Consider the following 26,617-nt stretch of genomic DNA (forward strand, 5'->3'; position numbering starts at 1 on the left):
CGGCGATTTCTCAGCCCGACGGGAGACAGACGTGGAATCAGCTCGCATCGGCAAGGTTGCCCTGGTCACCGGCGGCGCACGCGGCGTGGGAGCCGGAATCGCACGCGCATTTCTCCGAGCGGGGTATGTCGTCGTCACGTGTGCGCGACGCGAACCCGAATCCCCGGTCCTGGACGGCCTGGCGCACGCGGAGTTCTTGCGATGCGACGTGCGGCGGAAGGACGACGTGCAGCATCTCGTGTCCACGATCGTCGAACGGCACGGCAGCCTGGACGCGGTCGTCAACAATGCGGGCGGTTCCCCCTACGCGTTGGCCGCCGACGCGAGTCCGAATTTCCACCGGTCGATCGTGGAACTCAACCTCCTTGCCCCACTGCTCGTCGCGCAGACTGCGAATCACGTCATGCAGCAACAGGATTCGGGCGGGTCGATCATCATGGTGAGCAGCGTCAGCGCGCGACGCCCGTCGCCCGGGACGGCCGCGTACGGAGCGGCGAAAGCCGGCTTGGAGAATCTGACCGGGTCGCTCGCCGTCGAGTGGGCTCCCAAGGTTCGCGTCAGCGGTCTGACCGTGGGGATGGTGGCCACGGAACGGAGTGCGCTGCATTACGGCGACGCGGACGGCCTCGATGCCGTGGCGCATACCGTCCCACTGGGGCGGCTCGCGACGCCCGACGACGTAGGGGCGTCTGCCGTCTTTCTGGCGTCCCCGGCCGCGTCGTACATCACCGGAACGATGCTCGCAGTACACGGAGGCGGTGAGCGGCCCGCATTCCTGGGCGCGTCGAATGCCGACAGAGATCGAGAACCCGAGGGAGGACCTTCATGACAGGGTTGTGCCGAGACCGCGTCGTCGTCGTGACCGGGGCGGGGCGAGGTATCGGGCGTGCACACGCGCTCGCATTCGCGGCCGCGGGCGCCAAGGTCGTGGTCAACGATTTCGGCGTCGCGCTGGACGGGTCGACGGCGTCCGGGGGTCCGGCGCAGGCCGTCGTCGACGAGATTCGCCTACGTGGAGGCGACGCCGTCGTCGATACCAGCGACGTCGCGGACTGGGCAGGCGCTCGCACGGTGATCGACACGGCGATCGAGACGTTCGGGTCACTCGACGTGCTCGTCAACAACGCAGGCTTCCTCCGTGACCGCATGCTGGTGAACCTGGAGGAAGCCGAATGGGATGCCGTCGTTCGCGTGCATCTCAAGGGTCACTTCGCGCCGCTACGCCATGCGGCCGCGTACTGGCGGTCTGAGTCCAAGGCGGGACGACCGGTCGACGCGCGCATCGTCAACACGAGTTCGGGTGCCGGGCTGCAGGGAAGCGTCGGGCAAGGCAATTACGCGGCCGCCAAAGCCGGCATAGCGGCCATGACGTTGGTTGCGGCGAGCGAACTCGCGCGATACGGAGTCACCGTCAACGCCATTGCGCCCGCGGCACGCACACGCATGACGGAAGGCGCCTTTGCCGACGACATGGCCGCGCCGACATCGGGATTCGACGCCATGGCGCCCGAGAACGTCTCACCCCTCGTCGTCTGGCTCGGCAGTACCGAGTCGAAGGACGTGACGGGACGCGTGTTCGAGGTCGAAGGCGGAATAATCCGACTGGCCGAAGGGTGGCGCCACGGCCCGTCGGTCGACAACGGCGCACGGTGGGCCCCGGCGGACATCGGGAAGGGTGTGCACGAGATCCTCACGGCCGCAGCCGATCCGGTTCCCGTCTACGGCGCTCGTTGACGGACCGGTCACGCCCGCTGACTGGACACCGACACGACTTCGCCCGTCAGATACGTCGAATAGTCGCTGGCGAGGAATGCGATCGTGCTCGCGATCTCCCACGGCTCGGCGGCGCGCCCGTACGCCTCGTCCGCTGCGAGCCGATCGAGCAGTTCCTCCGACGTCACCTTGGCCAGGAATGCATGAGCGGCGATGCTGGGCGCGACGGCGTTGATGCGCACTCCGAACTCGGCGGCCTCGATCGCACTGCACCGAGTCAGGGCCATGACCCCGGCCTTGGCCGCCGCGTAGTGCGCTTGACCGTGCTGTGCACGCCACCCGAGAACACTGGCGTTGTTGACGATCACGCCGCCGTGATCGACTCCCCGGAAATAGTTCAGCGCCGCCCGAGTGCACCGGAACGTCCCGTTCAACGTCACGTTCAACACGGTCGACCATTGATCGTCCGTCATGTCGACGACGGGCGTCTCACCACCGAGCCCGGCATTGTTGACGACGACGTCGATCCGCCCGAACGCGTCGACTGCGCCGTCGATCAGCGCGTCGACCTGGCCGGTGTCGGTCACGTCGCAGACGATCGCTGTCACCGCGCCGAGCCCCAACCCCACGAGTTCGTCGCGCGTGGCCTCCAGTCGCCGGGGATGCGCGTCGGAGACGACGACGTCGGCCCCTTCCCAGAGGGCGCGACGCGCCGTGGCACTTCCGATTCCGGTGCCCGCGGCGGCGGTGACGACAACGACACGATCCGTCAGCAGACCGTGACCGGGCGTTTCGACGGGAGCGATCGAGAGGGGGCCGGGTGGGCGTGTGGTCAACGTCGTGCCTCTCGTGGAAGTCCGAGCACTCGCTCGGCGATGATGTTTCGCTGTATCTCGTTGGAGCCGCCGTAGATCGTGTCGGCGCGGCTGAACAGGTACAGCCGCTGCAGTCGGTCCAGGTCGTCGTTCGGAGCCATCGCCGACGGCGCACCGACGACCTCCATGGCCAATTCGCCGAGTCCGCGATGCCAGGTCGCCCACAGCAGCTTCGAGACCGACGCCTCACCGTGCTCGCCCGATCCCCCGAGCGTCGACGACGCGTATGCCCGCATCACCTTCAGCCCGATCCACGCGCGAATCAACTTCTCGCGCACCACAGGGTCGTCGGCGGCCCCGTTCCGGTGCGCGATGTCGACGATGTCCGACAATTCCCGAGCGAATCCGACTTGCTGACCGAGGGTGGAGACGCCGCGCTCGAATCCCAAGGTGGCCATCGCCACCGCCCAGCCGCGCCCGGGTTCCCCGACGACGAGGTCGCCGTCCGTTCGGGCACCGTCGAAGAACACCTCGTTGAACTCCGATGTTCCGGTCAGTTGTCTGATCGGCCGAACGGTCACACCGTCCTGCTTCATCGGCACGAGCAGGTACGAGAGACCGGCATGTCGACGAGATCGCTTGTCCGTCCTGGCGATCACGAACGCCCAATCGGCGACGTGGGCGAGCGAGGTCCAGATCTTCTGTCCATCGATCACCCAGTCGCCGTCGATCAGAGTGGCCGACGTCGACACCGCTGCCAGGTCGGATCCGGCGCCCGGCTCCGAATAGCACTGACACCACAGCTCGTCGACGCTCGCGATGCCAGGAAGGAATCGAGCACGGTGCGCGTCGGTTCCGAAGGCGATGAGGGTGGGCCCCAACAATTGTTCTCCGATGTGCGCGACGCGGGCAGGCGCGTCGGCCCGCGCGTACTCCTCGTGGAAGATCACCTGCTGTTCGAGGCTCGCGCCGCGTCCTCCGTACTCGACGGGCCAGCCGATGCATGTCCACCCGGACCGAGCGAGGTGACGCTCCCACGCCACTCGGTCGTCGAACGCCTCGTGTTCACGTCCTGGACCTCCCATCCCTTTCACCGCCGCGAAATCGCCTGCGAGGTTGTCGCGCAGCCAGTCTCGGACGCGACGGCGAAATTCGTCGTCGGAGGTGTCCTCGAATCCGCCGAACCTTCCCGCGACGTTGTCCATTCGGGTACGTTAACAAACCAAGCCCTTGCTCAGCCAGGAGTCGACATGACCGAAACCAGCGACAGCCAGGTAGTCACGTACGAGACCCGCGGACGGGTCGCGCTCGTGACGATGAACCGACCGGAATATTCCAATGCACAGAATTCGGCGATGACCTACGCGTTGGACCGCGCATTCACCACGGCGGTCGAGGACGACGACGTCGCAGCAATCGTATTGGCGGGCAACGGAAAGCACTTCTCGGCCGGACACGACATCGGTACGCCGGGCCGTGACGTCGACGCGCACTACGAGAACCGAGCGGTGCTGTGGTGGGACCACGTGCGCAAGGCGGGCGGCGACCAGAGGTTCGCACGGGAGATGGAGGTCTACCTCGGAATGTGCAGGCGGTGGCGGGAGATACCGAAGCCCACCATCGCTGCCGTGCACGGTGCCTGTATCGCCGGTGGTCTGATGCTGTCCTGGGTCTGCGACCTGATCGTGGCGAGCGACGACGCATTCTTCTCGGATCCCGTCGTGCGGATGGGTATCCCCGGCGTCGAGTACTTCGCGCACCCGTGGGTCCTCGGGCCACGTCGCGCGAAGGAAATTCTGTTCACCGGCCAGCGGTTCACGGCCGAGCAGGCACTCGAGTGGGGAATGATCAATCGGGTCGTTCCTCGCGCCGAGCTGCACGACGCGGCGTCGACGCTCGCCGAGCAGATCGGCGAGATGCCCGGATTCGGGTTGGCGCTCACGAAGAAGGCCGTCAATCAGTGCGAGGACATCATGGGACTTCGCGCCGGGATGGATTCGGTGTTCGGTCTGCACCACTTCGCGCACTCGCACAATGCCGAGGTCGATTCGGATTCGTTGGGCGGTATGGATGCCAGGTCCATGAAGACGTCCGCAGCTGCACGCGAAAGGACGTGAGCGCATGGACCTCGACTTCGATTCCGACACAGTTCGTTTCCGCGAGGAGGTGCGAGAGTTCCTGCGGGACAACATCCCCGAACGGCCGTTGCGGTCGATGGACACGGCCGACGGTTTCGAGGCCCATCGCGAATGGGAACGGATGCTTGCCCGACATCGCTATTCGGTGGTCTCGTGGCCGCGAGACCTGGGCGGCCGGGACGCGTCGGTGCTCGAATGGCTTGTCTTCGAGGAGGAGTACTACGCGGCCGAAGCTCCGGGTCGCGTCTCCCAGAACGGCATCTTTCTCCTCGCCCCGACGTTGTTCGCGCACGGCACCGACGAACAGCTGCGACGGATTCTCCCCCGGATGGCAGCTGCCGACGACATATGGGCACAGGCGTGGTCCGAGCCCGAGGCAGGCAGCGACCTGGCCGGAATCCGGTCTTCTGCGCACCGGACCGACGGCGGCTGGCTGCTGCGCGGACAGAAGACGTGGAGCTCGAGGGCCGGGTTCGCCGACAAGGCCTTCGGGTTGTTCCGGTCCGACCCGGCGGCCGAGCGCCACCGCGGTTTGACGTACTGCATGTTCTCGCTGACGGCCGACGGCGTCACCGTCCGACCGATTCCGCAGTTGAACGGCGAATCCGGTTTCGCCGAGATCTTTCTCGACGACGTGTTCGTCCCGGACGACGACGTCCTCGGCGCAGTGCACGACGGCTGGCGCGTCGCGATGAGCACGTCCAGCAACGAACGCGGAATGTCCCTGCGCAGCCCGGGACGCTTCGTCGCCGCGGCCGATCGATTGGTCCGGCTGTTCCGTGAGCACGGCGATGCGTCGGACACCGCCGTGGCCCACCGCGTCGTCGACGCGTGGATCGGTGCCCAGGCTTATCGGCTGCACACGTTCGGGACGGCGACGACGTTGGCCGACGGCGGCAGCCTCGGCGCGGAATCCTCGCTCACCAAGGTGTTCTGGTCCGAACTCGACGTCGCGCTGCACGAAACCGCGCTCGACGTGCTGGGCACAGACGCACAAGTACGCGGACCGTGGACCGACGGCTTCGTGTTCTCGTTGTCCGGCCCGATCTACGCCGGCACCAACGAGATTCAACGGGGTGTCATCGCCGAGAGACTGTTGGGCCTGCCGAAGGCACACCGATGAGATTCGTTCTCGACAAGTCGAGACTCGATTTCGCGGCCTCGCTCGATTCGATGCTCGCCGCTGCCGACGTACCCCGCGTGTCCCGGGCTCTGGCGGCAGGTGACACCGGGCCGGTGCGGCGGCTGTTCCGGTCACTTGCCGCGCTGGGAGTCACGGGCCTCGCGATCGACGCCGATCACGACGGCGTCGGCGCGGACCCCGTCGACATGGTGGTGGCGATGGAGCGACTCGGTCGGTGGGCGGTCCCCGGGCCGCTCGTCGAGTCGATCGCCGTCGTGCCCGTGCTGTTGACACACACGACGTTCGATCGGCGAGATTCCTGGCTGAGCGCACTCGCGTCCGGTGAGCTCATCGCCTCCTCGGCACTGCCGCCGTCGATGCCGCGTGCCGCCGACCCTGGCGTCGCCGATCTGCTGCTTCTCGTCGAGAACGGCAACGTCCGGACGGCCGTCGTCGACGCCGCGGTCCAGTCGGTCGATCCGTCGCGGACGCTCGGACACCTCCGCGCCTCCGACACCGTGTCGGCGCTCGACGACGGGGCCGAGGTCGTCCTGAGCCTGAACGGGTCACTGGCGTGCGCCGCGCAGTTGGCGGGCGCAGGCCGGGCGCTTCTCGACACCACGGTCGAGTACGCGAAGTCCCGACGGCAGTTCGGCCGTTCCATCGGCACGTTTCAGGCCGTTCAACATGCGCTGGCGGACGTCGCGATCGAGATGGAGATGGCTCGTCCGCTCCTGATGGGGGCAGCATTGTCCGTCGGGTCGGGATCGGTGGACGCACGCCGCGACGTCTCTGCCGCCAAGGTCGCCTGCGCGGATGCCGCGTACCGGGCGAGCCGGACCGCGCTGCAGGTTCACGGCGCGATCGGATACACGAGGGAATGCGACCTGTCGCTCTGGATCGGCATGGTCCACGCGTTGCGTTCTGCGTGGGGTACGCCGTCCGCGCATCGACGGATCGTGTTGGAGTCGTTGTGAACATACTGAACGACGATCGGACGATGCTCGCGAAATCCGTGCGCGCGTTGCTGTCCAAGAGGTCGAGATCGCCGGATGTGCGTGCCGCGACGACGACCCCCGACCGATTCGACCGCGACCTGTGGACGACGTTGTGCGAGCAGATCGGAGTGGGCGGTCTGCTGATCGACGACGAGCACGGCGGTGCGGCGGGCTCGTTGATCGATGCGGCGGTCGTCGCCGAGGAGCTGGGACGGATGCTCACCCCGTCCCCCATGCTCGGAACGGCGTGTCTTGCAGCAACTCTCCTGGCCGCCTCGACGGACGACGACGCGCGGGCGCGACTCCTCCCCGGGATCGCAACAGGAGCGACCGTCGTGTCGGCGTGCCTCGCCGACGAACGCGGCCGCTGGTCCGGCGCACGCCTCGGGGTTCAGGCGAGGCTCGAGCACGAGTGGACGCTGACGGGTACCGCCCACTACGTCCTGGACGCCGGCGCTGCCGATACGTTCGTCGTCCTCGCGACGAACGACGGCGCCCCTGGCCTGTTCGAGGTCGACGCTCACACCCCCGGTGTGGCCGTATCCGACGGCGGCACACTGGATCCGACGCGGGCTCTGTATCGAGTCACGTTCGACGACGCGAACGCTCGGCCCATCGCCGCCGCCGATCCGGTGCGAGCCGTCGATCATGCCCTGTCCTGTGCGACGGTGCTGCTCGCCGCCGAGCAGGTCGGAGCCGCGGCTCGGTGCCTGGAACTCACCGTCGACTACACGACGTCGCGCACCCAGTTCGGACGGCCGATCGGCAGCTTCCAGGCCCTCGCTCATCGGATGGCGGACCTGCACGTACTCGTCGAATCGGCCAGAGCCGCAGCCTATGTCGCGGCTCAGTCGACGAGCGAGCGCGGTACATCGAACCCGGACGTCTCGGTCGCCAAGGTCTGGTGTTCCGACGCGTTCAGAGCCGTCGCCGCCGACTGCGTGCAATTACACGGCGGGATCGCGATCACCTGGGAGCACGACATGCACCTGTTCTTCAAGCGAGCTCATTCGAGTTCCCTGCTGTTCGGTTCGCCGGGGACGCACGTCGCGGCGCTCGCCGAGGACGCAGGCTTCCCATCGGAACTGCCCCCAAGCTAACGCTCGGGCGGGGAGAGTGGATAATTTGCGCATGGCTGCATCGACCGAACCCTCGCGGAGTACCGCGGCGCCGCGGCGCCGCAAGAACGGGCGCGCGACCGACCCGGCATCCCAGGGTTCGACGCGTCGTCAGGCTCTCGTCGACATCGCAGCAGAACTGTTCGCCGAGCGCGGCTTTCGATCGACGACCGTGCGCGAGATCGGCGACGCGGCAGGCGTGCTGTCCGGCAGCTTGTACCACCACTTCGATTCCAAAGAGACCATCATCGACGAGATACTGACGAGCTATCTCGACAGTCTCATGGCCACCTACCGGGACATCGCCGGACGCGATCTCGATCCGAAAACGACACTGCGCGAACTGATCCTCGCCGCGTTCGTCTCCCTCGGTCCGCACCGAGCAGCCATCACGGTCATTCAGAACGAACGCAACTACCTGTCCCAGTTCCCTCGCTTCTCGTACCTCACCAAGGCCGAAACCGACGTCCGGCAGATCTGGGTCAAGGTGATAGAAGACGGAATCGCGCAGGGCGACTTCCGCGACGATCTCGATCCGATCATCGCCTACCGCTTCCTGCGCGATTCGGTGTGGGTAGCCGTCCGATGGTTCACTCCGTCGGGAAAGCTGTCGGCCGAGCAGCTTGCCGACCAGTACCTCCGACTCGTTCTGGAGGGGCTGGAATCACCGACGAAGACCCGCCGACAGCGATGACCTAGCGGTCCGACGCGCCCACGAGCTGCAATTCCTGCCGCACCGTCACGTCCGCCGTAGCGTCTGCGGGACGCCTGCACACTGCCATCGTCTGGTCCCACCACGACTGCACTGCGATCGTCTCGGACCCCGACCTGCTGTTCTCCACCGATCTCCTCCACGTGTTCGTATCATTCGGCTCGCGCCTGAGCAGGTGATACCCAGCTCGTCTCATCTTCAATCACATTGCCGACGAGGCCCCGCGTATGACGTCAGACCCGATAGGTATGCCCGTCGGCCTTGCGCACCGAATGTCGCTTGGCAGGATGTATCGACAGACACCTCGGCAGCGCCGAGACCACGACATCTCTCCACGGAAGGCGTGATACGTGCACGGCCATGAGGTTTTCGACTTGCGCGACAAGGTCGCACTGGTCACCGGATCGAGCAGAGGCATCGGCCGCGCGCTGGCCACCGGGCTGGCGGAGGCGGGCGCGCGCGTCGTGTTGAACGGGCGCGACGCCGACGCACTGTCTCGCACTCGTGACGAAGTCGCCGAGGCGACCGGAGTCGACGTCCGCGCCGACGCATTCGATGTCACGGACTCGGCCCAGGTCGCGGCGGCAGCAGTGCGTATCGAGTCCGAGGTGGGCCCGGTCGAGATCGTCGTGAACAACACCGGCGTTCAGCATCGCGCTCCGCTGCTCGAGTTCGCCGACGACGATTTCCGTCGGGTACTGGATACGAACCTCACCAGTGCGTTCTACGTCGGCCGTGAGTTCGCACGCGCGATGGTCGATCGCGGGCACGGCAAGATCGTCAACATCTGTTCGGTCCAGAGCGAACTGGGACGGGCAGGCATCGCACCCTACGCGGCGAGCAAGGGCGGGTTGAAGATGCTGACCCGCGGTATGTGCGCGGATCTCGCTCCGCGCGGTATTCAGGTCAACGCTCTCGCGCCCGGTTACTTCGACACCGAGTTGACGCGCGCGCTCGTCGACGACGCCGAATTCACTGCCTGGCTCGCCGCGCGCACACCTGCCGGTCGATGGGGCCGTACCGAGGAACTGGTCGGTTCGCTGCTGTTTCTGTCCTCGCCCGCATCCGATTTCGTCAACGGCCAGATTCTGTACGTCGACGGCGGCATGACCGCCGTCGTCTGACACACACCAACCGTTTCGTCCAGAAGAAGTGAGATCTCTCGTGGCACCCGTACGTATACACCTCGGCCCGACGCACAATGCCGAACTGGCCGACGCGATCACCGGCGCGGGAGGCGTCCTCGCACCGCTCGACGACGCCGACGCGGTGGTGTGGACGGCGGGTCCCGATTCGTTCCCGCGTGATCTGCCCGATTCGATCCGTTGGGTGCAGCTCTCGTCGGCCGGCGTCGAGTCCTGGTTGGACGCAGGGATCGTCGACGACAAGAGGACGTGGACGTCCGCCGCCGGCGCCTATTCCCGCACGGTCGCACAACACACCATCATGCTGCTGCTGGCCGGTGTCCGACACCTGCCCGAGCAGCTGAAGGCAGACTCCTGGCGGAAGGACGAATTCGACCCGCGAGTCGGAACGCTGGACGGAAGCACCGTCGCGATCGTCGGGTGCGGCGGCATCGGCCGGGCACTCATCCCGTTCCTGCACGCAGCGGGCGCGAAAGTGCTGGCGGTGACGCGCTCGGGGGTTCCGGTCGACGGCGCCGCGCTCACGCTGCCCGCCGACCGTGTCGACGAAGTCTGGTCCAACGCAGATCATTTCGTGATCGCCGCGCCTGCGACGAGCGAAACCGCGCATCTGGTCGACGCGTCCGCGTTCGCCCGCATGAAGCCGTCGTCGTGGGTGGTCAACGTGGCGCGCGGGGCACTGGTCGACACCGATGCTGCCGTCGACGCAGTGAAGAACGGAGTGATCGGCGGAGTCGCGTTCGACGTCACCGATCCCGAACCACTCCCCGACCAGCACCCGTTGTGGTCGCTCGAGAACGCGATCATCACACCTCACGTCGCGAACCCAGCGTCCGGATTGTCGACGGCACTGGCTGCACACATCGCACGCAACGTCGAACTTCGCTGCGCTGGAAGCGAATTGGTAGCCAAGATCGACCCGAACCGGGGCTACTGACCTCGTTCGGGCGGACGAGTGTTGGCGGCGACGTACTCCGCCAACACCGTCCGTAGCACCTCACGAACCGCTTCGGCGGGTTTGGACAGCGGCTGGTTCGCGGGTGTCCCCAACGACACCTGCACTTCGATGACCGGTTCGATCCGTCGCAGCTCCAGCCCCTGAACGTTCATCATTCTGCGCGCCACGGACAGCGGTAACACCGTCGCGCCGAGGCCACTTCTGACGGCTTGACCCATCAGGGTCACCGATTCGACCTCCGCCACGATCTTGGGTTGTGCCAGAGCGGATTCGAACGCTGCTCCGACGACCTTGCGGATCGTGTGCATCCGGCCGGGAAGCAGCAGCGGCACTTCGAGCAGGTCGAGCAACGACACGGCGCTACCGGCTTCGCCGGGAAGACCGGTGCCCGACGGCGCGACCACCATCAACTCCTCGGTCAGCAGCCTCTCGAACGTGACGCCCTTGATCGGGCCCGCGTCGTAGAGCAGAGCCATGTCCATGCGGCCGGTCATCATTGCTTCACTGAGCACACCGCCGAAATTCTCGTTGATATGCAACAGAATCGACGGGTACCGCGCACGGACCGCCGTCAGCAGCGGTAGCGCGATCGCGGCGACGGTGCTGTACGGAGCAAGCCCCACCGACACGCCGCCGGCCAATTCCCTTCCGACGACACTGACTTCGGCCTGTGCGCTCTCCACCTGCCGCAGAATCACCTGCGCGTGTCGGTACAGCGCCTTTCCTGCGTCGGTCGGTTCGACGCCCTGTTTGCTGCGAATCAAGAGCTGCTGCCCGAAGTGCGACTCCAACGCCGTCATCTGTTGACTGAGCGCCGGCTGGGCGATGTGGAGGATGTCCGCTGCGCGCGTGATGCTGCCGGCATCGACGATCCGAACGAACGAGTACAGCCGTCGTGTGTCCACTGTTTGTTCTTCTCTCCTATCGGTTCAGCACAAGGTTTCCTCACCGTTTCAGATGAGCTACAGCGCTGTAGCGATTCACGTGCATCCGACACGCGGGTCCCGCATATTCCCAGGTGAACCAGCATAAGCCTTTGCTATTACATCACTGCGAACGGGTATTAACGCTCGATCGTCGTTCCTGCGTAGCGTCCGTTCCAACGAGATGCGGCACCGGGCGTACAGCCCACCGTCACCTGACGTTCCACTTCGACAGGCAGAAAGGCAGGAAGCGATGGTTTCCAGAATCGACCTCGTCGCCGATCTGGGCGAGAGCTTCGGCGCATGGACCATGGGCGAAGACGAGGCGCTGCTCGACCTGCTCACGTCGGCGAACGTCGCCTGCGGCTTCCATGCAGGCGACCCGCGCACGATGGATCTGACCGTTCGGCGTTGCGTCGAACGTGGGATCGCCGTCGGCGCGCACCCGAGCTTCCCCGATCTGGCCGGATTCGGCCGTCGCGCAATGGATCTGACGCCCGACGAGGTACGAACGGACGTCCTGTACCAAATCGGTGCCCTGCAGGCGTTCGCGACGGCGCACGGTACGTCGGTCACGCACGTGGCTCCGCACGGCCGGCTCGGCAATCTCGTCGCGACACGACCGGATTACGCCACCGCGGTCGTCGACGCCGTCTGCGCTCTCGACCCGAGCATGATCGTCATGGCGCAGGACGGCTGCCTCGCGGACGAGGCCCGTACGCGTGGTGTGCGTGTCGGAATCGTCGGAATCGCCGATCGCGCGTATCGACCGGACGGCACCCTGGTGCCGCGCACCGAGCCGGGAGCCGTGATCGAAGACCTCGACGAATTGGTGGCTCGCACGGTGCGCATGGTGGTCGACGGTGTTCTCGACGCGGTCGACGGCACACCGATCGCCATCGCGGCCGATACCGTTCTACTGCACGGCGACAACCCGGGTGCAGTCCGCACCGCCGCAGCCATTCGAGCTGCTCTCGACGCGGCAGGCGTCGAGATTCGGGGGTTGCATTCGGACACCGTGCGCCGCGATCGCTGTCCGGCATGACGGGCTTGACCATCACCGACTGCGGCGACTCGGCACTGCGAGTCACGTCGTCGGCGGCGACGACGGAAGAGAAGTGGGCCCGGGTACACGCCCTGGCGGCCACCCTCGACGCTCGCAGTCCATCAGGCGTGTTCGGCGCGATCGTGACCTACGACGCGCTGCTCGTCGAATTCGATTGCGTGACAACCTCACACGACGCAGTACGGAGGGCCGTCGAGTCCGCAGCACAGGCAGGTGGCGACACCGAGCATCGCGCACCGCGGTCCTTCGTCGTTCCGGTCGTCTACGGAGGTGTGCACGGTCCCGATCTGGAGCTCGTCGCCTCGGTACTCGGAGTGAGCACGGACGAGGTCGTCCGTATCCACTCCTCCGAGCCGCTCACCATGCGTTGCTTCGGGTCTCCGGGCGGAGCGCCCATGCTCGACGGGCCTGCGTTCGAACTTCCCATTCCTCGACGGTCCAGTCCACGCCCGAGTGTTCCGGCCGGAGCGGTCGCCGTCGCGGGGCGTCAGGCCGTCGTATCCGCCCGACCGGCACCCGGCGGGTGGCAGGTCCTGGGCCGCACACCTGTCGAACTGGTCGACCTCACGTCGAGCCCGTTGTCGCCTTTCGCCCCGGGAGACACCTTCAGCTTCGAACCCATCGACGCTGCGGAGTGGGACGCGTACGCAGGAGGCATCGATGGCTGAAACCTTGACGATCCTGCAGCCTGGGATCTCCGCCGTCACCGACCTCGGACGGCGACGCGCGAGCCGTGTCGGGCAGATGACCGGTGGCGCGTCGGATCAGTACAGCGCCGAGGTCGCGAACGCTCTCGTCGCGAGCGAACCCACTGCACCGTTGATGGAACTCATGGCGTTGGACTTCGCCATGGTGCCGAGCACCGACATACTCGTCGCTGTCACCGGCGCCCCGGCCGATGTTCGCGTCGACGGCGTTCGGGCCGCGCAGTGGGAACCCGTGGTGGTTCCGGCGGGCGCGACGCTGTCCGTCACACGGATCCGTCATGGGCTGCGCGTCTACATCGCCGTGCACGGTGCCGTGCACGCGCGGTCGTTGATGAACAGTTGCGCACCAGATTCCGTGCTCGGGTTCGGCAATCACCTCGCATCGGGAGACACGATCGAGATCGATGTCGACTGCCCTCCGATACGACACCCCCATTTCGACATCCCCGTCTTTCGTCTCGGCGCCGCCCGCCCCCGGTTCGGCGACCACTGGGACGTTCCCGTCACCGACGGCCCCGACATCGGGGACTTCGGTGGCACCGAGACACGGCTGTTCGACACCACCTTCACCGTCGGTGTCGCCAGCAATCACATCGGACTTCGCCTGGCCCCACCCGACGGCCATCGGCTACCCGAACGCACCGCGGCGACGGAGATGTTGTCCCGCGGTGTTCCGATCGGAGCCGTCGAGGTTCCCGCCGGTAACGAACTTCTCGTCCTCCATCGAGGACGCGGGGTCACTGCCGGTTACCCGGTGCTCGCCGTCGTCACCACGATCGGCCTGTCACTACTCGGCCAGGCTCGACCCGGCCACACCGTCCGTTTCACCCGTACCGGCATCGACAGCGCGGTCGCTGCGCACCGACGACGGCAATCCGACATCGATGCAGTGCGGTCGAGAGTCCACACGGTCTTCACCGCGCTCGGCATTCCGACTCACGTCGGCCCTGGACCACTACCCAGCTCTGCACTCACACTGGAGTCAGCATGACAAACGCACTCACCCCGGACACAGGCACTGCACCCCCGGCACCGGAGACGACCAAGATTCGCAAGGTCGTCCTGGCCGGTTGTGTCGGCATCTTCGTCGAGCTGTACGACAACGGCATCTTCGCCTTCATGGCGACGGCGCTGGCCATCGTGTTCTTCGACGTCTCGAAGTCGTCGGATGCCCTGATGCTCGTGTTCGCCGGCTACGCCATCTCGTTCTTCATTCGACCGCTCGGCGCCGTGGTCTGCGGCATCCTCGGTGACCGCATCGGCAGACAGAAGATGCTGGTGTTCGTCATCATGCTCATCTCCGTCGCCACCGCAGGCATCGGTCTGCTTCCGACCTATCAGGCCATCGGAATCGCTGCTCCCGCGCTGTTGATCCTGCTGCGAATCATGCAGGGCTTCTCGGTGGGCGGCGAGGCTGCAGGCGCGATGACGTTCCTCGCCGAGCACGCTCCGGACAACAAGCGCGGTCGAATCACCAGCTACGCCCAGATCGCATCGTTCCTCGCTCTGCTGACCGGCACGCTCGTCGCCTTCGCGATGTCGCCCTGGCTGAACGAGGCAGCGATCGACGGCGGCGGCGTCGCGAGTTGGGCATGGCGCGTTCCGTTCCTCGTCGCAATTCCGATGGGCATCGCCGGGTGGTACATCCGTCGTGCAATCAGCGACACCCCCAACTTCGAGAAGCTCAAGGCCGAAGGCGGTCTGTCTCGGAACCCGCTCAAGGAAGCATTCGCGACCCCCGAGCACCGCAAGGCAATGATGTTGGCCCTGTTCATTCCGCTGATGAACGGCTCCGGTTACTACGTCCTGTTCTCGTACATGCCCACGTTCCTCAAGGGTGAGAGCATCGGATTCTCCACCGGCACCGCGCTGCTCGTCACCGCCGCATCGCTGGTTGCGATCTGCATTGCAATCCCGTTCATGGGCGCGCTGTCGGACCGGATCGGTCGAAAGAACGTCATTGCCGGAGCGGCTGCGGCCATGGCCGTCGCGGGCATCCCGTGCTACGCACTCATCGCTACCGGCAACGTCGCCCTCGCCGTCCTCGGCGCCTGCGTCATGGCCGTCATCTTCGCCGGACACACTGCCGTCATCCACATCCTGATCGTGGAGCTGTTCCCCACCCGCGTTCGCTACTCCGCGTACGGCCTCGGGTACAACATCTCCTCCGCTCTGTTCGGTGGAACGGCTCCGCTGCTGATGACCTGGCTCATCCCCCACTTCGGAATCTACGTCCCTGCCTACTACGCGGTGATCACCGCGATCGGCACGCTCATCGCCGTCAGCACCATCACCGACCGCGCCCACGAACCGCTTCGGGACACTCTCTAAGGACTCTGTCATGCCATTCAGCGACTACAGCACTGCCCTCGTCACCGGAGCGAACACCGGAATGGGCGCCGCCGCCACCGAACTGCTCACCAAACGCGGAATTACCGTGTACGGCCTCGCCCGCGATGCTGCCAAACTCGACGACGTCGCATCACGGACCGGAATGATTCCGCTCGCCGTCGACGTCACCGACACAGCCGCATTGACTGCAGCTGTCGGGGATCTCGACATCGACATTCTCGTCAACAACGCAGGCGTGTCGGCGACGGGCAACATCCTCGACGCCAGCGAGGAATCCGTCGACGCGATGGTCGACGTCAATCTCCGTGCCGTGCTCCATCTGTGCCGGCTGCTTCTGCCGGGCATGGTCGAACGCGACCGCGGACACGTCGTCAACATCAGCTCCATCGCCGGTCTGTACAACTTCTACGGACACACCGCCTACCACGCCACGAAGGCTGCGGTGCACCAGATTTCGCGCCAGCTCCGCAACGACACCAAGGGCAAGCGCATCCGCGTCACCGAGATCTGCCCCGGCCGCGTCGAGACCGAGATCTTCGGTCGCAATCTCGGCGGAACACCGGAAGCCATGAAGGAAGCGTGGGACACGTTCTACGAGGGCTTCGAATCGATCACCACCAAGGACATCGCCGACGCCATCGAGTTCGCACTCGATGCACCGCGCCACGTCAACATGGGCCTGATGGAGATCATGCCCACGTTCCAGGTCCCCGGCGGCCTCGACTTCGTGCGGCGCAATGACTGAGACGACACTCGGCGTGGTCGCACACGCAGCCGACGACCTGCGCGTCGAACAGGTGCCGGTTCGCCGTCCTGCTGCCGACGAGGCCGTCGTCGAGATCGCGTTCGGCGGAATCTGCGGATCCGATCTGCACTACTGGACGCACGGCGCCGCAGGCGAGTCCATCCTGAAAGCTCCGATGCTTCTGGGCCACGAAGTGGTCGGCACGGTCGCCGCGGCGGCGGCCGACGGAAGCGGTCCCGCCGCCGGGACCCGTGTCGCGGTGCACCCTGCCACACCGAAGTCCGGCACCGTGCGTCATCCCGAGGATCGGCCGAACCTGTCACCAGGATGCACCTATCTCGGTAGCGCGGCCCAATTTCCCCACACCGAGGGAGCTTTCGCGAAGTACTCGGTGCTGCCGAGTCGCATGCTGCGCCCTCTGCCCGACACTCTGGACTTCCGCACGGCTGCCATCGCGGAACCGGCTGCGGTGGCATGGCACGCGGTTGCACGTGCCGGCGACGTGACGGGAAAGAAGGCGCTCGTCGTCGGATGCGGCCCCATCGGCGCACTCGTCGTCGCGGTGCTGGCACGCGCCGGTGCCGCCGAGATCGTCGCGGTCGACCTGCACGAGACGCCGCGCGAGATCGCCCGGTCGGTGGGTGCAACCCGCACCCTCGACGCCTCGGACTCCGAATCGATTGCCTGCGTCGATGCCGACGTTGTCATCGAATGCTCAGGCAATCGATTCGGTCTCGAGTCGGCCATCCGCGGTGCGACGCGCGGTGGCCGAGTGGTCATGCTCGGGCTGCTTCCGACCGGAATGCAGCCTGCCCCACTGTCTCTCGTCATCACACGCGAACTCGAGCTGGTCGGTTCCTTCCGATTCAACAGCGAAATCGACGACGTCCTCGAGGCGCTCGCCGACGGTTCGCTCGACGCGGGCGCCGTGGTCACCCATACCTTCGGCGTCGACGATGCTCTCGAAGCATTCGCCGTCGCCAAGGATTCCGCACACTCCGGCAAGGTACTGCTCGAGTTCTGAGCCTGCGCGTCATCGCCGATCGTTATATCCCGAGAACGAACAGGTCTTGGGCATCAGGAACATTCGACGCTAGCGTCGATGTCGATACCACCATATTCACCCGAGGAGATCACATGTCTTCGCCCCTTCTCGCCTCGCGTGTCACCCGCATGCGTGAGTCTCCGAGTGTTGCAGCGGCACAACGGGTTCGGGAACTGAAGGCCGAGGGGCGATCGATCCTCGATCTCACCGTCGGTGAACCCGACTTCGACACACCGGACCACATCAAGGCGGCCGCGATCGCGGCGATGCAGTCCGGATTGACCAAATACACTGCCGTCAACGGTATTCCAGTACTGCGCGAAGCGATCTCCAAGCGGTTGATGGAGAAGACAGGTCTCGACTACGACGCGTCGCGCATCACCATCGGCGGTGGCGCGAAGCAAGTCATCTTCCTGGCGTTGATGGCGACGGTCGAAGCCGGCGTCGAGGTTGTCGTCCCCTCCCCGTACTGGGTCTCGTACCCGGACATGGTCGAGGCGCACGACGGCACCCCCGTCGTCGTCGACTGCCCCGAGTCGGACGGATTCCTGCTGACGCCGGAACGTCTCGAAGCTGCCATCACACCGGCCACCCGCTGGGTCATCCTGAACACCCCGTCGAACCCAACCGGCGCGATCTACGACGCGGACAGGTTGGCGGCGTTGGCCGCGGTGCTCGACAGGCACCCGCATGTCCACGTGCTCTCCGACGAGATCTACGACGAGATCTGCTATCTCGACGCCCCCGCTCCCACGCTGCTCGGCATCGCACCCCACCTGCGCGATCGCGTCTTCCTCACCAACGGCGTGTCGAAGTCGTACGCGATGACCGGCTGGCGGCTGGGTTACGGCGTCGGCAATCCGGAGCTGGTCGGCGCGATCAACAAGTTGCAGTCTCAGTCGTCGTCGTGCCCGTCGTCGATCAGCCAGGCTGCTGCCGCCGAGGCGCTGTCCGGTGATCAGAGTTTCGTCACGGAGTCGGTGGCGAGTTATCGACATCGACGCGACGTCGCGTTCGAGCTGCTCGACGCCGTGGACGGGCTCGACCCCGTGCTCCCGCAGGGTGCGTTCTACCTCTTCGTCGGCTGCTCCTCCCTGATCGGCGCGCGCACACCCGAGGGTGTCGAACTCCGTAGCGATCAGGATGTCGTTCTCTACCTGCTCGATCACGCTTCGGTCGCGACGATCCAGGGGTCCGCGTACGGCGCGGACGGATACTTCCGGGTCTCGTTCGCCACGTCCGAGGACGTTCTACGTTCCGCCGCGGCCAGTATCTCCGCAGCCGTCTCGTCACTGACTCGATAGGAATTCTCATGGTCCACGTCACCACCAAGATCGACCGCCCCGCGAAGGAACTCGTCGACGAGCTCGGCGCTTTCTCGGCCGCAACCATTCACGAGGCCCAAGGGCGTTCCGGCGCATTCGATTCCGGCATCAAGCCCATCGATCGCGACATGTCGTTCTGCGGACCGGCTTTCACGGTCGTGTGCCATCCCCGCGACAACATCATGCTGCAGGTCGCCATCAGCTACGCCCAGCCGGGTGATGTGCTGATCGTGTCCTCGGGCGACCAGCCCGCGGGCCAGTTCGGCGACGTGCTCGCCAATGCCTGTGTTGCACGCGGTATCGCAGCACTCGTCACCGACGGCGGTGTCCGCGACTCGCGTGAGATTCGCGAACTCGGCTTCCCGGTCTTCAGCAAGCACGTGTGCATCCAGGGAACCGTCAAGGAATCCCTCGGGCCGATCAACCAGCCGCTCGTCTTCGGCGGACAGCTCGTCCGCCCCGGAGATGTGATCAAGGGCGACTGCGACGGTGTCGTGCTGACGCGTAGGGAAGAAGTGCGGTCGGCGATCGACGCCTGCCGCGAACGCGACGCCGCCGAGGCGGAGTACATCGAACGCTACAAGCGAGGCGAGACGCCCATTCAGGTCAGCAATCTCGCAGCGGTTCTCGAAAGCAAGGGTCTCACCGTCGACGTCTAGAGACGCTTACCGCGACGAGATCGTCATGGTCAAGGCCGCGAGATCGACGTCGACAGCACTCGGTGCGCGCAGCGAGGTCACGGTCGCCCACTTACGGCCGATGAGCCCGGCATCGCTGTCGTCGTCGCTCTCCGCGACGATCTCGTCGAAGCGCACGGTCACGAAGCCCTCGCCTCGGTCGCCGATCTCCGCCTGCACCGCGCCGAACTCGGCCAACGGCGCAGCGGCGACGCCCTCGAGTTCGTCGAGTGGCACGTCGGGAATGTTGACGTTCAGCACGGAATCCGGCCTACCGTTCTCCATCGTCCACCGCACCGCATCGCGTACCACGAGCTCGGCGGTGTCCCAGTGCGTGGGGTTCGTCGTCGCGAGCGACGCCGCCATTGCCACCACGCCGTGTGTCGACGCCGTCAGGGCCGCGCCGACGGTTCCCGAATGCAACACGGCCGAGCCGGTATTGGGGCCGTGGTTGATGCCCGACAGCACCAGGTCGGGTGGATCCCCGAACGCGCCGCGTGTGGCGACGAACGCGATCAGGGCCGGCGACGCCTTCACGGCATACACCGGGACGTCGGCCAGACCGTCGATGGACCGGGTCGTGACCGCCAGACGCGAGTCGCTGCCCATCCCCGTCAGCGACGCGCTCGCACCGCTGCGCTCCTCGTGCGGAGCGGCGACGACTACGTCGAGACCAGCTTCGACGGCGATACGCGTCAACAACGCGATGCCGTCGCTGAAGACGCCGTCGTCGTTGGTGACCAGTGCCCTCATGACGCGGATCCGAACGTGCGGACATCCACGGCTTCCGTCAGTCGCAGGACGAGATCGCGCTGACCGCTGCCGAGGCCACGTCGCGTGACGTTGGCGCTTCCCGCACCGCCACCCAGTTGCAGAGCGTCCCTCATCGACATTCCTCTCGCCAGACCGGTCGCGATACCGGCACTCATCGAATCGCCCGCGCCGTGGTGGTCGACCTGACTCAGGTCGGGGGTCACGATTTCGAGGACTTCGTCGTCCACCAGAGCGAGCGCGGGTTCCGCGGCACGGGAGATGACGACTACCTGGGCGCCCTCGTCGTGCAGCGCTCGCATGGCCTCGATCAGCGCCTCCGGTTCCTCGGAATCTGCTCGGCCGTCCTCGATCAGATCCTCGTGACTGACCTTGAGCACGGTGAGCCCACCTGCCAATGCGGCCGTCATCGTCGGTCCGGACAGATCCGCCACGATCGGCACCCCGAGCGCAGTCAGATCGGCGGCCAGTCGGGTGTAGAGCTCGGGTGGGACGACGTTCCCGGAGTGGGGTCCGCCGAGAATGGCGATGTCGCTCTTGCTTCCGACTGCAAGCGACAGGCCGAACAAGTCGTCCAGTGCGTGGCGCGCCAAGGGCGGCGGGTCGACGGTCGCGACTTCCTTGCGTTCCCCGTCGCGGCGGTCGTGCACGTACGAACCGCTTTCCTGGCCGATTTCGACGGCCTCGACCTTGATGCCCTCGCGTTCGATGAGGTCACGCAGAACGCCACCGATCTCACCACCGAAGACCCCGCACAGCGTCACATCCAGGCCGAGCACCGAAGCCATCCGGGAGATCCAATGCCCTTGGCCACCCGCATGCACGTGCAGTTCCGGGTCACCGCTGGGCGAACAATCCAGCGTCACCGTCAACAACGGCGAAGGGGCGAATACGAATGCGGTCGGACTTTCGCGAATGTCAGGCACCGAGACGGAATGCCCGATCCACGCGCGGGTCAAACGGACTTTTCGGACGCCGTCGATACCGGTGGCGCCGCCGTCGTGCATGTTTCGCGGGGCGACGGTTCGGCAACACCGAAGAGGTGTGGCCCTCTCGCGCGCCTCGCCCGAAGCGCGGTGTGAACCAGGCACACGACCACCGAAAGGGCTCGCACACGTGCACTTCGACATCGTCATCATCGGCGCAGGTTCGGGAAACATGGTCGCGGACAGCCGCTTCGACGACAAGTCCGTCGCCATCGTCGAGGAAGCCGCCTTCGGTGGTACCTGCCTGAACGTCGGATGTATCCCGTCGAAGATGTTCGCGTACACGGCCGATGTGGTCGACACCGTCGTCGGCGCGCCGAATTTCGATGTACCTGTCGATCAGGACTCGGTGTCGGCCCGGTGGCCCGACGCTCGCGATCGCATCTTCGGTCGCCTCGATCGTGACGCGCGCGACGCGCGTCGGGGGCGTGAGGAGGCACCCAACATCACGGTCCTGACCGGAACCGCTCGGTTCGTCGCTGAGAAATCCTTGCGCGTCGAACTGGCGGACGGATCGACGACCGATGTCAGCGGCGATCGCATCGTCGCCGCGGCGGGAAGCAGACCCGTCGTCCCCGACGCTCTCGCCGGCGACGACATCGGCTGTCACACATCGGATTCCATCATGCGCATCGACGAGGCCCCGACGCGCCTCGCCGTTCTGGGCGGCGGGTACATCGGAGCCGAATTCGCACATATCTTCTCGCGCTTCGGGTCGGCCGTCACGATCATCGAACCGTCGAAGACTCTGTTGTCGGGCCACGACGAGACGATCACCGACACCTTCACGACAGTGTCCTCGGCCCGCTTCGATCTTCGACTGGAGAACTCGGTGACGGCGGCACGCCGCACGGCCGACGGCATCGTCCTGTCACTGGAGAACGGCGACACACTGACCGTCGACACCGTGCTGGTCGCGACGGGGCGCACACCCAACACCGATCGACTCGACTGCGCCGCAGCAGGACTCGACATGGACGACGACGGGCACCTGCTCACCGACGCGCAACAACGCACCAACGTCGACGGCATCTTCGCGCTCGGTGACATCTGCGCGTCCGTTCCACTCAAGCATGTCGCCAACCGTGAAGCGAAGGTGGTGGCACACAACCTGGCCGACCCGGACCATTTCCTCCGGATGGACGACGACCTCGTGCCGTCGGCTGTCTTCACCATTCCCCAGATCGCCAGCATCGGAAAGACGGAACAGCAACTGCGAGACTCGAACACCGCCTACGTGGTCGCACAGAAGAAGTACTCGGACGTCGCCTTCGGGTGGGCCATTCAAGACGACACGGGTCTGTGCAAGATCCTGGCCGACCCGGACAGCGGTCGAATACTGGGCGCCCACATTCTCGGACCGCAGGCGGCGACGATGATCCATATTCTTTCCGTCGCAATGCACTTCGACATCTCGGCGCAAGACCTCGCCCGACGGCCGTTCTGGACACATCCGGCGCTCCCGGAACTGATCGAGAACACGCTGTTGGACATTCACTGAAATCATCTCGAACGAAAGGACATGCACATGACCGACCCGACGACCAGGTTTCCGATGCCCGAACGGAGCGGACAGCCGGAACTGCCGCATCCAGGGCTGACCCAGGACATGGTGACCGCTCCCGACCACGGAGAGAACAGCTACCGCGGATCCGGGCGACTGGACGGGCGCAAAGCACTGATCACGGGCGGCGATTCGGGAATCGGCCGCGCGGTCGCGCTGGCGTTCGCGAGAGAAGGCGCCGACGTCGTCATCGCGCACCTCGAAGCGGAGGCTGCCGACGCCCAGGCGACCGTCGAACTGATCGAATCCGCGGGACGTTCCGGACGCGCGATCGCATGCGACATCACCGACGAGGCGCAGTGCGCTTCTCTGGTATCCGCGGCGGTCGACACACTCGGCGGCCTCGACATTCTGGTCAACAACGCCGCGTACCAGATGGCCCAGAACGGCGGTATCTCCGACATCACTACCGAACAGTTCGATCGGGTGCTCAAGACCAACCTGTACGCACTGTTCTGGATTTCGAAAGCCGCTGTGGGAGTGATGAAATCGGGGTCCACGATTGTCAACACCACGTCGATTCAGGCGTCGAATCCCTCGCCGGAGCTGTTGGACTACGCTACGACGAAGGCCGGTATCGTGGCCTTCACCAAGGGTCTGTCCGCTGATCTCGCCGAGCGCGGAATCCGTGTGAACGCTGTCGCTCCGGGACCGATCTGGACCCCGTTGATACCGGCGACCATGCCCGCATCCAAGTTCGAGAAGTTCGGTGAGACGGTCCCTCTCGGACGCCCAGGACAACCTGCCGAGCTCGCGCCCGCGTACGTGTTTTTGGCCTCGGACGATTCGAGCTACATCACCGGCGAGACCATCGCCGTGACCGGGGGAACGCCGATGACGTGAGGCGACTCCGTCGTCGTCATCGGGTGCTCGGGGCCTGCCACAACCCGACGATCGCGTCGATCAGATCGGTACCGCACCGATTCCACTCCTCGACGGGGTCCGCGCGCGAGTCGGCGACGTCCCGTTCCGTTTCGGCGACGAAGTGTGTCATCAGGTTGCGTGCCATCGCCCCGCGCGAGCTCCTGACGTCGGCGGGCAGGTCGGGCTTGCGCGCGTCGAGGCCCGCGACGATGCGACGCAGCGATGCAGACGCGAGTGCTTCCTCGTACACGATCGGACGGAGCACGGGATCGGTGATCACCTGCGCGGCGAATCGTGCATACCACGTCGGACGTCCGAGCTGCGCCAAATAGTCGGTCGACGGCCTGACGAGAAGCGTGATCCATGTGCGCAGATCGTCTCGGTCCGAGTCGTCGTTCGCATCCGATTCCAGCAGGTCTCGCCGGATTCGCTCTATACCGCGAGCGTGTTTGACGACGATCGCGCGCACCAGGTCTTCCTTCGTACCGAAGTGGTAGCCGACAGCCGTGTTGTTCCCTTGGCCCGCAGCTTCGCTGACCTGACGGTTCGACACTGCGAACACGCCCTGTTCGGCGAACAGCCGTTCTGCGGCAGTCAGAATCACCTCGCGCGTCTCTGCCGCGCGAGGTGATCTGCTCTTCGAATGCGTCACTGCACCATTATCGGGCCGAGACCGACTCGTCGTCGTCGGAGACCGCCACCGACCGGCTCGCATCGGCGTCCGGTCGTGCCGGAACGAACCGCGGCAGGAAGGCTGCGATCACCAATGCGACAACCGCCGCGCCCGCGGCGACCCCCATGACGACCTTGAAACCGTCCTGCGACGGCAACGACACCGAGCCCATCGACATGGTCATCTGCGCGAGGATCACGCCCGCGACCGCACTTGCGAACGACGTTCCGAGAGAACGCATCAGCGTGTTGAAGCTGTTCGCCGCGGCAGTCTCCGACGCGGGGACGGCTCCCATGATCAACGCAGGCATCGCACCGTAAGCCAGACCGGTGCCCGCACCGATGACGAGCGAGACCAGAACGAGCTGCCACACGGCGCCCATCAGGAAGACGCCGCCTCCGTAACCGATTGCCACCGTGATCGCACCCACCATCAACGTCACCTTCGGACCCATGGTGGTCGTGATTTTCGACGAGAGCGGCGCCACCACCATCATGACGAGACCGGACGGCGCCATCACGAGACCGGACAACAGCATCGACTGCCCCAATCCGAATCCGGTCTCCTTCGGCATCTGCAGAACCTGCGGAAGAACCAGCGTCATCGCGAACATCGCGAAGCCGAACACGATGGACGCGAGGTTCGTGAACAACACCTGCTTGCCGACACTGACGCGCAGATCGACGAGCGGCTGCGCCACTCGAAGTTCCCACCAGGCCCACACCGCGAACGCAGCCGCCGCGACGACGAAGCACGCCAGCGTCGTGCCACTGCTCCAGCCCCACGTTGCGCCCTTCGAGATCCCGAGGAGCAGCGTGACGAGGCCGATCGACAGCGAGGCCGCACCACCGAAATCGAACCGACCACCGGTGCGGACGGCCGATTCGGGGACGACCGTGACGACCAGCACCGTGACGACCGCACCCAGCCCGGCCGCGGTCCAGAACAGGAAGTGCCAGTTCGTGTATTCGGCGATCAAGGCGGCTGCAGGCAATCCCAGTGCACCGCCGACGCCCAACGAAGCGCTCATCAAAGCGATGGAGCCGGGCAGTTTGTGCACGGGCAGGACGTCCCGCATGACGCTGATCCCCAGCGGAATCACGCCCGCTGCAAGTCCTTGCAGCGCGCGCCCTGCGACGAGCGGAACGAGGCTGCTGCTCAGCGCGCCGACCACGGACCCGGCAATCAGGAGCCCGAGGCTGACGAGCAGCATCCGACGCTTACCGAACATGTCTCCGAGACGACCCATCGTCGGGACCGCGACTGCTCCGGCCAAGAGCGTCGCCGTCACCACCCACGCGGTGTCCGACGCCGGCGCGTTCAGCAGCGACGGCAACTGCGGGATCAACGGAATGACAAGGGTCTGCATCAGTGCGACGACGATGCCCGCGAACGCGAGTACGGCGACGACCGGACCCGTTGCGGGCGCGTGCTGCTCGTCGTGCGCAGCGTGCGTAAAGCTCATGAGAACTCCAGAAATAGGGGACGTGCGACCGCCATGTGGTTCAGTCGACTGACTTAAACTACGAACGTTGCTTGTATCCGTCAACTAATTCGCGGTGGATGTGTCCTCTATCACGCGACGGGCTGACGCAAGATGGTGCGCAGTTTCGACGCGTCCACGCGGCGTGGGTCGTTCAGATAGATCTCGTGATGCTTGCCGGTCATCGTCAGCCCCGCTTCGGGCAGATAGCGGTGATGCAGTTCTGCGAGCACAGGAGCCTCGTCGTCGTAGGGGCCCACATGGAGCGTCTGAACACACCGGCCTTCTCGAAGCGTCTCGACACGCACCGCGTCGATACTCCGCGGGTTGCTCTTGCCCCTCACGGCGACGACGGCCGCGTCGAACATCGACGCGTCGATCCAGTCCGGCACCATGATCATGACCGTCCAGTGCCATGCCGTTTTGTCCCGAGCGGTCGTGAACGAGTCCATGTCCGGCGCCCACCACAGCGCCTCCAGCGGCGGTACGACGTAGTCGCGTGTCAGATCGCGTTTGCTGGCGAACTTCAGCGTGTACGCCACCGGGTACAGCGCGGCGAGCGCATCGGCGTATGCGGATGCAGTGTTGGGGTCGCCCTGACCGTCGATCATCGCGTACTGCATCGGCGGCATGTCGACGACTCGAAACTCGCCGAGACGCGCGACGTATCCGTCGAGTGTCGTCTTGAAATCGACCTTCACGCCGGGCCCCGTCCG

Annotated in this window: 28 protein-coding genes; 19 read left to right on the forward strand and 9 right to left on the reverse strand. The window is 65.7% G+C overall.

Annotation, left to right across the window (positions count from 1 at the left end):
• Positions 1 to 31 precede the first annotated feature (31 nt).
• Together RhoFasB10_RS08380 and RhoFasB10_RS08385 are read left to right on the forward strand one after the other, a co-directional pair.
• Positions 32 to 829, forward strand: a complete 798-nt coding sequence (locus RhoFasB10_RS08380; protein WP_308115110.1) for an SDR family oxidoreductase — start codon at positions 32 to 34, stop codon at positions 827 to 829.
• Positions 826 to 1,734, forward strand: coding sequence for an SDR family oxidoreductase (locus RhoFasB10_RS08385; RefSeq protein WP_068431284.1), 909 nt, complete (start codon positions 826 to 828; stop codon positions 1,732 to 1,734). The genes RhoFasB10_RS08380 and RhoFasB10_RS08385 overlap by 4 nt, the downstream gene beginning before the upstream one ends.
• Positions 1,735 to 1,742: 8 nt before the next feature.
• Here RhoFasB10_RS08385 and RhoFasB10_RS08390 read toward each other — a convergent pair whose 3' ends face one another.
• Positions 1,743 to 2,549 (reverse strand): SDR family oxidoreductase, encoded by an 807-nt coding sequence (locus RhoFasB10_RS08390; RefSeq protein WP_068431291.1) that lies wholly within the window; start codon positions 2,547 to 2,549, stop codon positions 1,743 to 1,745.
• Positions 2,546 to 3,733 (reverse strand): acyl-CoA dehydrogenase family protein, encoded by a 1,188-nt coding sequence (locus tag RhoFasB10_RS08395; RefSeq protein ID WP_068431292.1) that lies wholly within the window; start codon positions 3,731 to 3,733, stop codon positions 2,546 to 2,548. Before RhoFasB10_RS08395 ends, RhoFasB10_RS08390 begins: the two co-directional genes overlap by 4 nt.
• Positions 3,734 to 3,778: 45 nt before the next feature.
• Here RhoFasB10_RS08395 and RhoFasB10_RS08400 point away from each other — a divergent pair, with 45 nt between their 5' ends.
• From RhoFasB10_RS08400 to RhoFasB10_RS08420, 5 genes are read left to right on the forward strand one after another with little or no spacing between them, the layout of a single operon-like run.
• Complete coding sequence (locus RhoFasB10_RS08400; RefSeq protein ID WP_167675973.1) at positions 3,779 to 4,645, forward strand: enoyl-CoA hydratase; 867 nt, start codon at positions 3,779 to 3,781, stop codon at positions 4,643 to 4,645.
• Between the two features lie 4 nt (positions 4,646 to 4,649).
• Positions 4,650 to 5,789, forward strand: coding sequence for an acyl-CoA dehydrogenase family protein (locus tag RhoFasB10_RS08405; protein ID WP_167675975.1), 1,140 nt, complete (start codon positions 4,650 to 4,652; stop codon positions 5,787 to 5,789).
• Positions 5,786 to 6,766 carry an acyl-CoA dehydrogenase family protein gene (locus RhoFasB10_RS08410; protein ID WP_167675977.1) on the forward strand — a complete coding sequence of 327 codons (981 nt, stop codon included), beginning with the start codon at positions 5,786 to 5,788 and terminating at the stop codon, positions 6,764 to 6,766. Before RhoFasB10_RS08405 ends, RhoFasB10_RS08410 begins: the two co-directional genes overlap by 4 nt.
• On the forward strand, positions 6,763 to 7,887 hold the full coding sequence (locus tag RhoFasB10_RS08415) for an acyl-CoA dehydrogenase family protein (protein WP_167675979.1): 1,125 nt from the start codon (positions 6,763 to 6,765) through the stop codon (positions 7,885 to 7,887). Before RhoFasB10_RS08410 ends, RhoFasB10_RS08415 begins: the two co-directional genes overlap by 4 nt.
• Before the next feature lie 31 nt (positions 7,888 to 7,918).
• Complete coding sequence (locus RhoFasB10_RS08420; RefSeq protein WP_167675980.1) at positions 7,919 to 8,599, forward strand: TetR/AcrR family transcriptional regulator; 681 nt, start codon at positions 7,919 to 7,921, stop codon at positions 8,597 to 8,599.
• 1 nt (position 8,600) lies between these two features.
• Here RhoFasB10_RS08420 and RhoFasB10_RS08425 read toward each other — a convergent pair whose 3' ends face one another.
• The gene (locus RhoFasB10_RS08425) at positions 8,601 to 8,747 is read right to left on the reverse strand and encodes a hypothetical protein (protein WP_165839575.1); all 147 of its coding nucleotides are present in this window, start codon (positions 8,745 to 8,747) and stop codon (positions 8,601 to 8,603) included.
• Positions 8,748 to 8,967: 220 nt separating this feature from the next.
• On the opposite strand from RhoFasB10_RS08425, the gene RhoFasB10_RS08430 reads away from it, so the two are divergent.
• Complete coding sequence (locus tag RhoFasB10_RS08430; RefSeq protein WP_167675982.1) at positions 8,968 to 9,741, forward strand: glucose 1-dehydrogenase; 774 nt, start codon at positions 8,968 to 8,970, stop codon at positions 9,739 to 9,741.
• 40 nt (positions 9,742 to 9,781) lie between these two features.
• On the forward strand, positions 9,782 to 10,699 hold the full coding sequence (locus RhoFasB10_RS08435) for a D-isomer specific 2-hydroxyacid dehydrogenase family protein (protein WP_346764367.1): 918 nt from the start codon (positions 9,782 to 9,784) through the stop codon (positions 10,697 to 10,699).
• Here RhoFasB10_RS08435 and nac read toward each other — a convergent pair.
• Complete coding sequence (gene nac, locus RhoFasB10_RS08440) at positions 10,693 to 11,625, reverse strand: nitrogen assimilation transcriptional regulator NAC (protein ID WP_243636801.1); 933 nt, start codon at positions 11,623 to 11,625, stop codon at positions 10,693 to 10,695. The two genes, RhoFasB10_RS08435 and nac, sit on opposite strands and share 7 nt — an antisense overlap.
• Positions 11,626 to 11,896: 271 nt before the next feature.
• On the opposite strand from nac, the gene RhoFasB10_RS08445 reads away from it, so the two are divergent.
• The 8 genes from RhoFasB10_RS08445 (at position 11,897) to RhoFasB10_RS08480 (ending at position 19,542) form a co-directional block, all read left to right on the forward strand.
• Positions 11,897 to 12,688: a 5-oxoprolinase subunit PxpA gene (locus RhoFasB10_RS08445; RefSeq protein ID WP_068431311.1), complete on the forward strand. Its 792-nt coding sequence runs from the start codon at positions 11,897 to 11,899 to the stop codon at positions 12,686 to 12,688.
• Positions 12,685 to 13,377 (forward strand): carboxyltransferase domain-containing protein, encoded by a 693-nt coding sequence (locus tag RhoFasB10_RS08450; protein WP_114330930.1) that lies wholly within the window; start codon positions 12,685 to 12,687, stop codon positions 13,375 to 13,377. Before RhoFasB10_RS08445 ends, RhoFasB10_RS08450 begins: the two co-directional genes overlap by 4 nt.
• Positions 13,370 to 14,407: a biotin-dependent carboxyltransferase family protein gene (locus tag RhoFasB10_RS08455; RefSeq protein ID WP_167675986.1), complete on the forward strand. Its 1,038-nt coding sequence runs from the start codon at positions 13,370 to 13,372 to the stop codon at positions 14,405 to 14,407. Before RhoFasB10_RS08450 ends, RhoFasB10_RS08455 begins: the two co-directional genes overlap by 8 nt.
• Positions 14,404 to 15,747, forward strand: a complete 1,344-nt coding sequence (locus RhoFasB10_RS08460; protein WP_167675988.1) for an MFS transporter — start codon at positions 14,404 to 14,406, stop codon at positions 15,745 to 15,747. The genes RhoFasB10_RS08455 and RhoFasB10_RS08460 overlap by 4 nt, the downstream gene beginning before the upstream one ends.
• 10 nt (positions 15,748 to 15,757) lie before the next feature.
• A complete protein-coding gene (locus tag RhoFasB10_RS08465) occupies positions 15,758 to 16,513 on the forward strand; it encodes an SDR family oxidoreductase (protein ID WP_068431317.1) in 756 nt (251 codons plus the stop codon).
• Positions 16,506 to 17,537: an L-idonate 5-dehydrogenase gene (locus RhoFasB10_RS08470; protein ID WP_167675990.1), complete on the forward strand. Its 1,032-nt coding sequence runs from the start codon at positions 16,506 to 16,508 to the stop codon at positions 17,535 to 17,537. The genes RhoFasB10_RS08465 and RhoFasB10_RS08470 overlap by 8 nt, the downstream gene beginning before the upstream one ends.
• Before the next feature lie 113 nt (positions 17,538 to 17,650).
• Entirely contained in the window at positions 17,651 to 18,862 is a 1,212-nt protein-coding gene (locus tag RhoFasB10_RS08475) for an aspartate transaminase (RefSeq protein WP_167675992.1), read from the forward strand.
• Between the two features lie 8 nt (positions 18,863 to 18,870).
• The gene (locus tag RhoFasB10_RS08480; RefSeq protein WP_114330925.1) at positions 18,871 to 19,542 is read left to right on the forward strand and encodes a 4-carboxy-4-hydroxy-2-oxoadipate aldolase/oxaloacetate decarboxylase; all 672 of its coding nucleotides are present in this window, start codon (positions 18,871 to 18,873) and stop codon (positions 19,540 to 19,542) included.
• A 6-nt stretch (positions 19,543 to 19,548) separates the two neighbouring features.
• On the opposite strand, the gene RhoFasB10_RS08485 is transcribed toward RhoFasB10_RS08480, so the two are convergent.
• The gene (locus RhoFasB10_RS08485) at positions 19,549 to 20,313 is read right to left on the reverse strand and encodes a 5'/3'-nucleotidase SurE (RefSeq protein WP_167675994.1); all 765 of its coding nucleotides are present in this window, start codon (positions 20,311 to 20,313) and stop codon (positions 19,549 to 19,551) included.
• Positions 20,310 to 21,338: a PfkB family carbohydrate kinase gene (locus RhoFasB10_RS08490; protein WP_167675996.1), complete on the reverse strand. Its 1,029-nt coding sequence runs from the start codon at positions 21,336 to 21,338 to the stop codon at positions 20,310 to 20,312. The genes RhoFasB10_RS08485 and RhoFasB10_RS08490 overlap by 4 nt, the downstream gene beginning before the upstream one ends.
• A gap of 109 nt (positions 21,339 to 21,447) precedes the next feature.
• On the opposite strand from RhoFasB10_RS08490, the gene RhoFasB10_RS08495 reads away from it, so the two are divergent.
• Together RhoFasB10_RS08495 and RhoFasB10_RS08500 are read left to right on the forward strand one after the other, a co-directional pair.
• Complete coding sequence (locus RhoFasB10_RS08495) at positions 21,448 to 22,818, forward strand: mycothione reductase (RefSeq protein WP_346764368.1); 1,371 nt, start codon at positions 21,448 to 21,450, stop codon at positions 22,816 to 22,818.
• A 27-nt stretch (positions 22,819 to 22,845) separates the two neighbouring features.
• Complete coding sequence (locus RhoFasB10_RS08500) at positions 22,846 to 23,724, forward strand: glucose 1-dehydrogenase (RefSeq protein WP_084424044.1); 879 nt, start codon at positions 22,846 to 22,848, stop codon at positions 23,722 to 23,724.
• 16 nt (positions 23,725 to 23,740) lie between these two features.
• Here the strand turns inward: RhoFasB10_RS08500 and RhoFasB10_RS08505 are convergent, their stop codons facing one another.
• The 3 genes from RhoFasB10_RS08505 to RhoFasB10_RS08515 form a co-directional block, all read right to left on the reverse strand.
• Positions 23,741 to 24,397 (reverse strand): TetR/AcrR family transcriptional regulator, encoded by a 657-nt coding sequence (locus tag RhoFasB10_RS08505; protein ID WP_068431328.1) that lies wholly within the window; start codon positions 24,395 to 24,397, stop codon positions 23,741 to 23,743.
• 7 nt (positions 24,398 to 24,404) lie between these two features.
• Complete coding sequence (locus RhoFasB10_RS08510) at positions 24,405 to 25,883, reverse strand: MFS transporter (protein ID WP_068431329.1); 1,479 nt, start codon at positions 25,881 to 25,883, stop codon at positions 24,405 to 24,407.
• 110 nt (positions 25,884 to 25,993) lie between these two features.
• Positions 25,994 to 26,602: a GyrI-like domain-containing protein gene (locus RhoFasB10_RS08515; protein WP_068431331.1), complete on the reverse strand. Its 609-nt coding sequence runs from the start codon at positions 26,600 to 26,602 to the stop codon at positions 25,994 to 25,996.
• Between the last annotated feature and the right edge of the window lie 15 nt (positions 26,603 to 26,617).

Source organism: Rhodococcus sp. B10, assembly GCF_011770055.1.
In the GTDB taxonomy this organism is placed as follows: Bacteria; Actinomycetota; Actinomycetes; order Mycobacteriales; family Mycobacteriaceae; genus Rhodococcoides; species Rhodococcoides kyotonensis_B.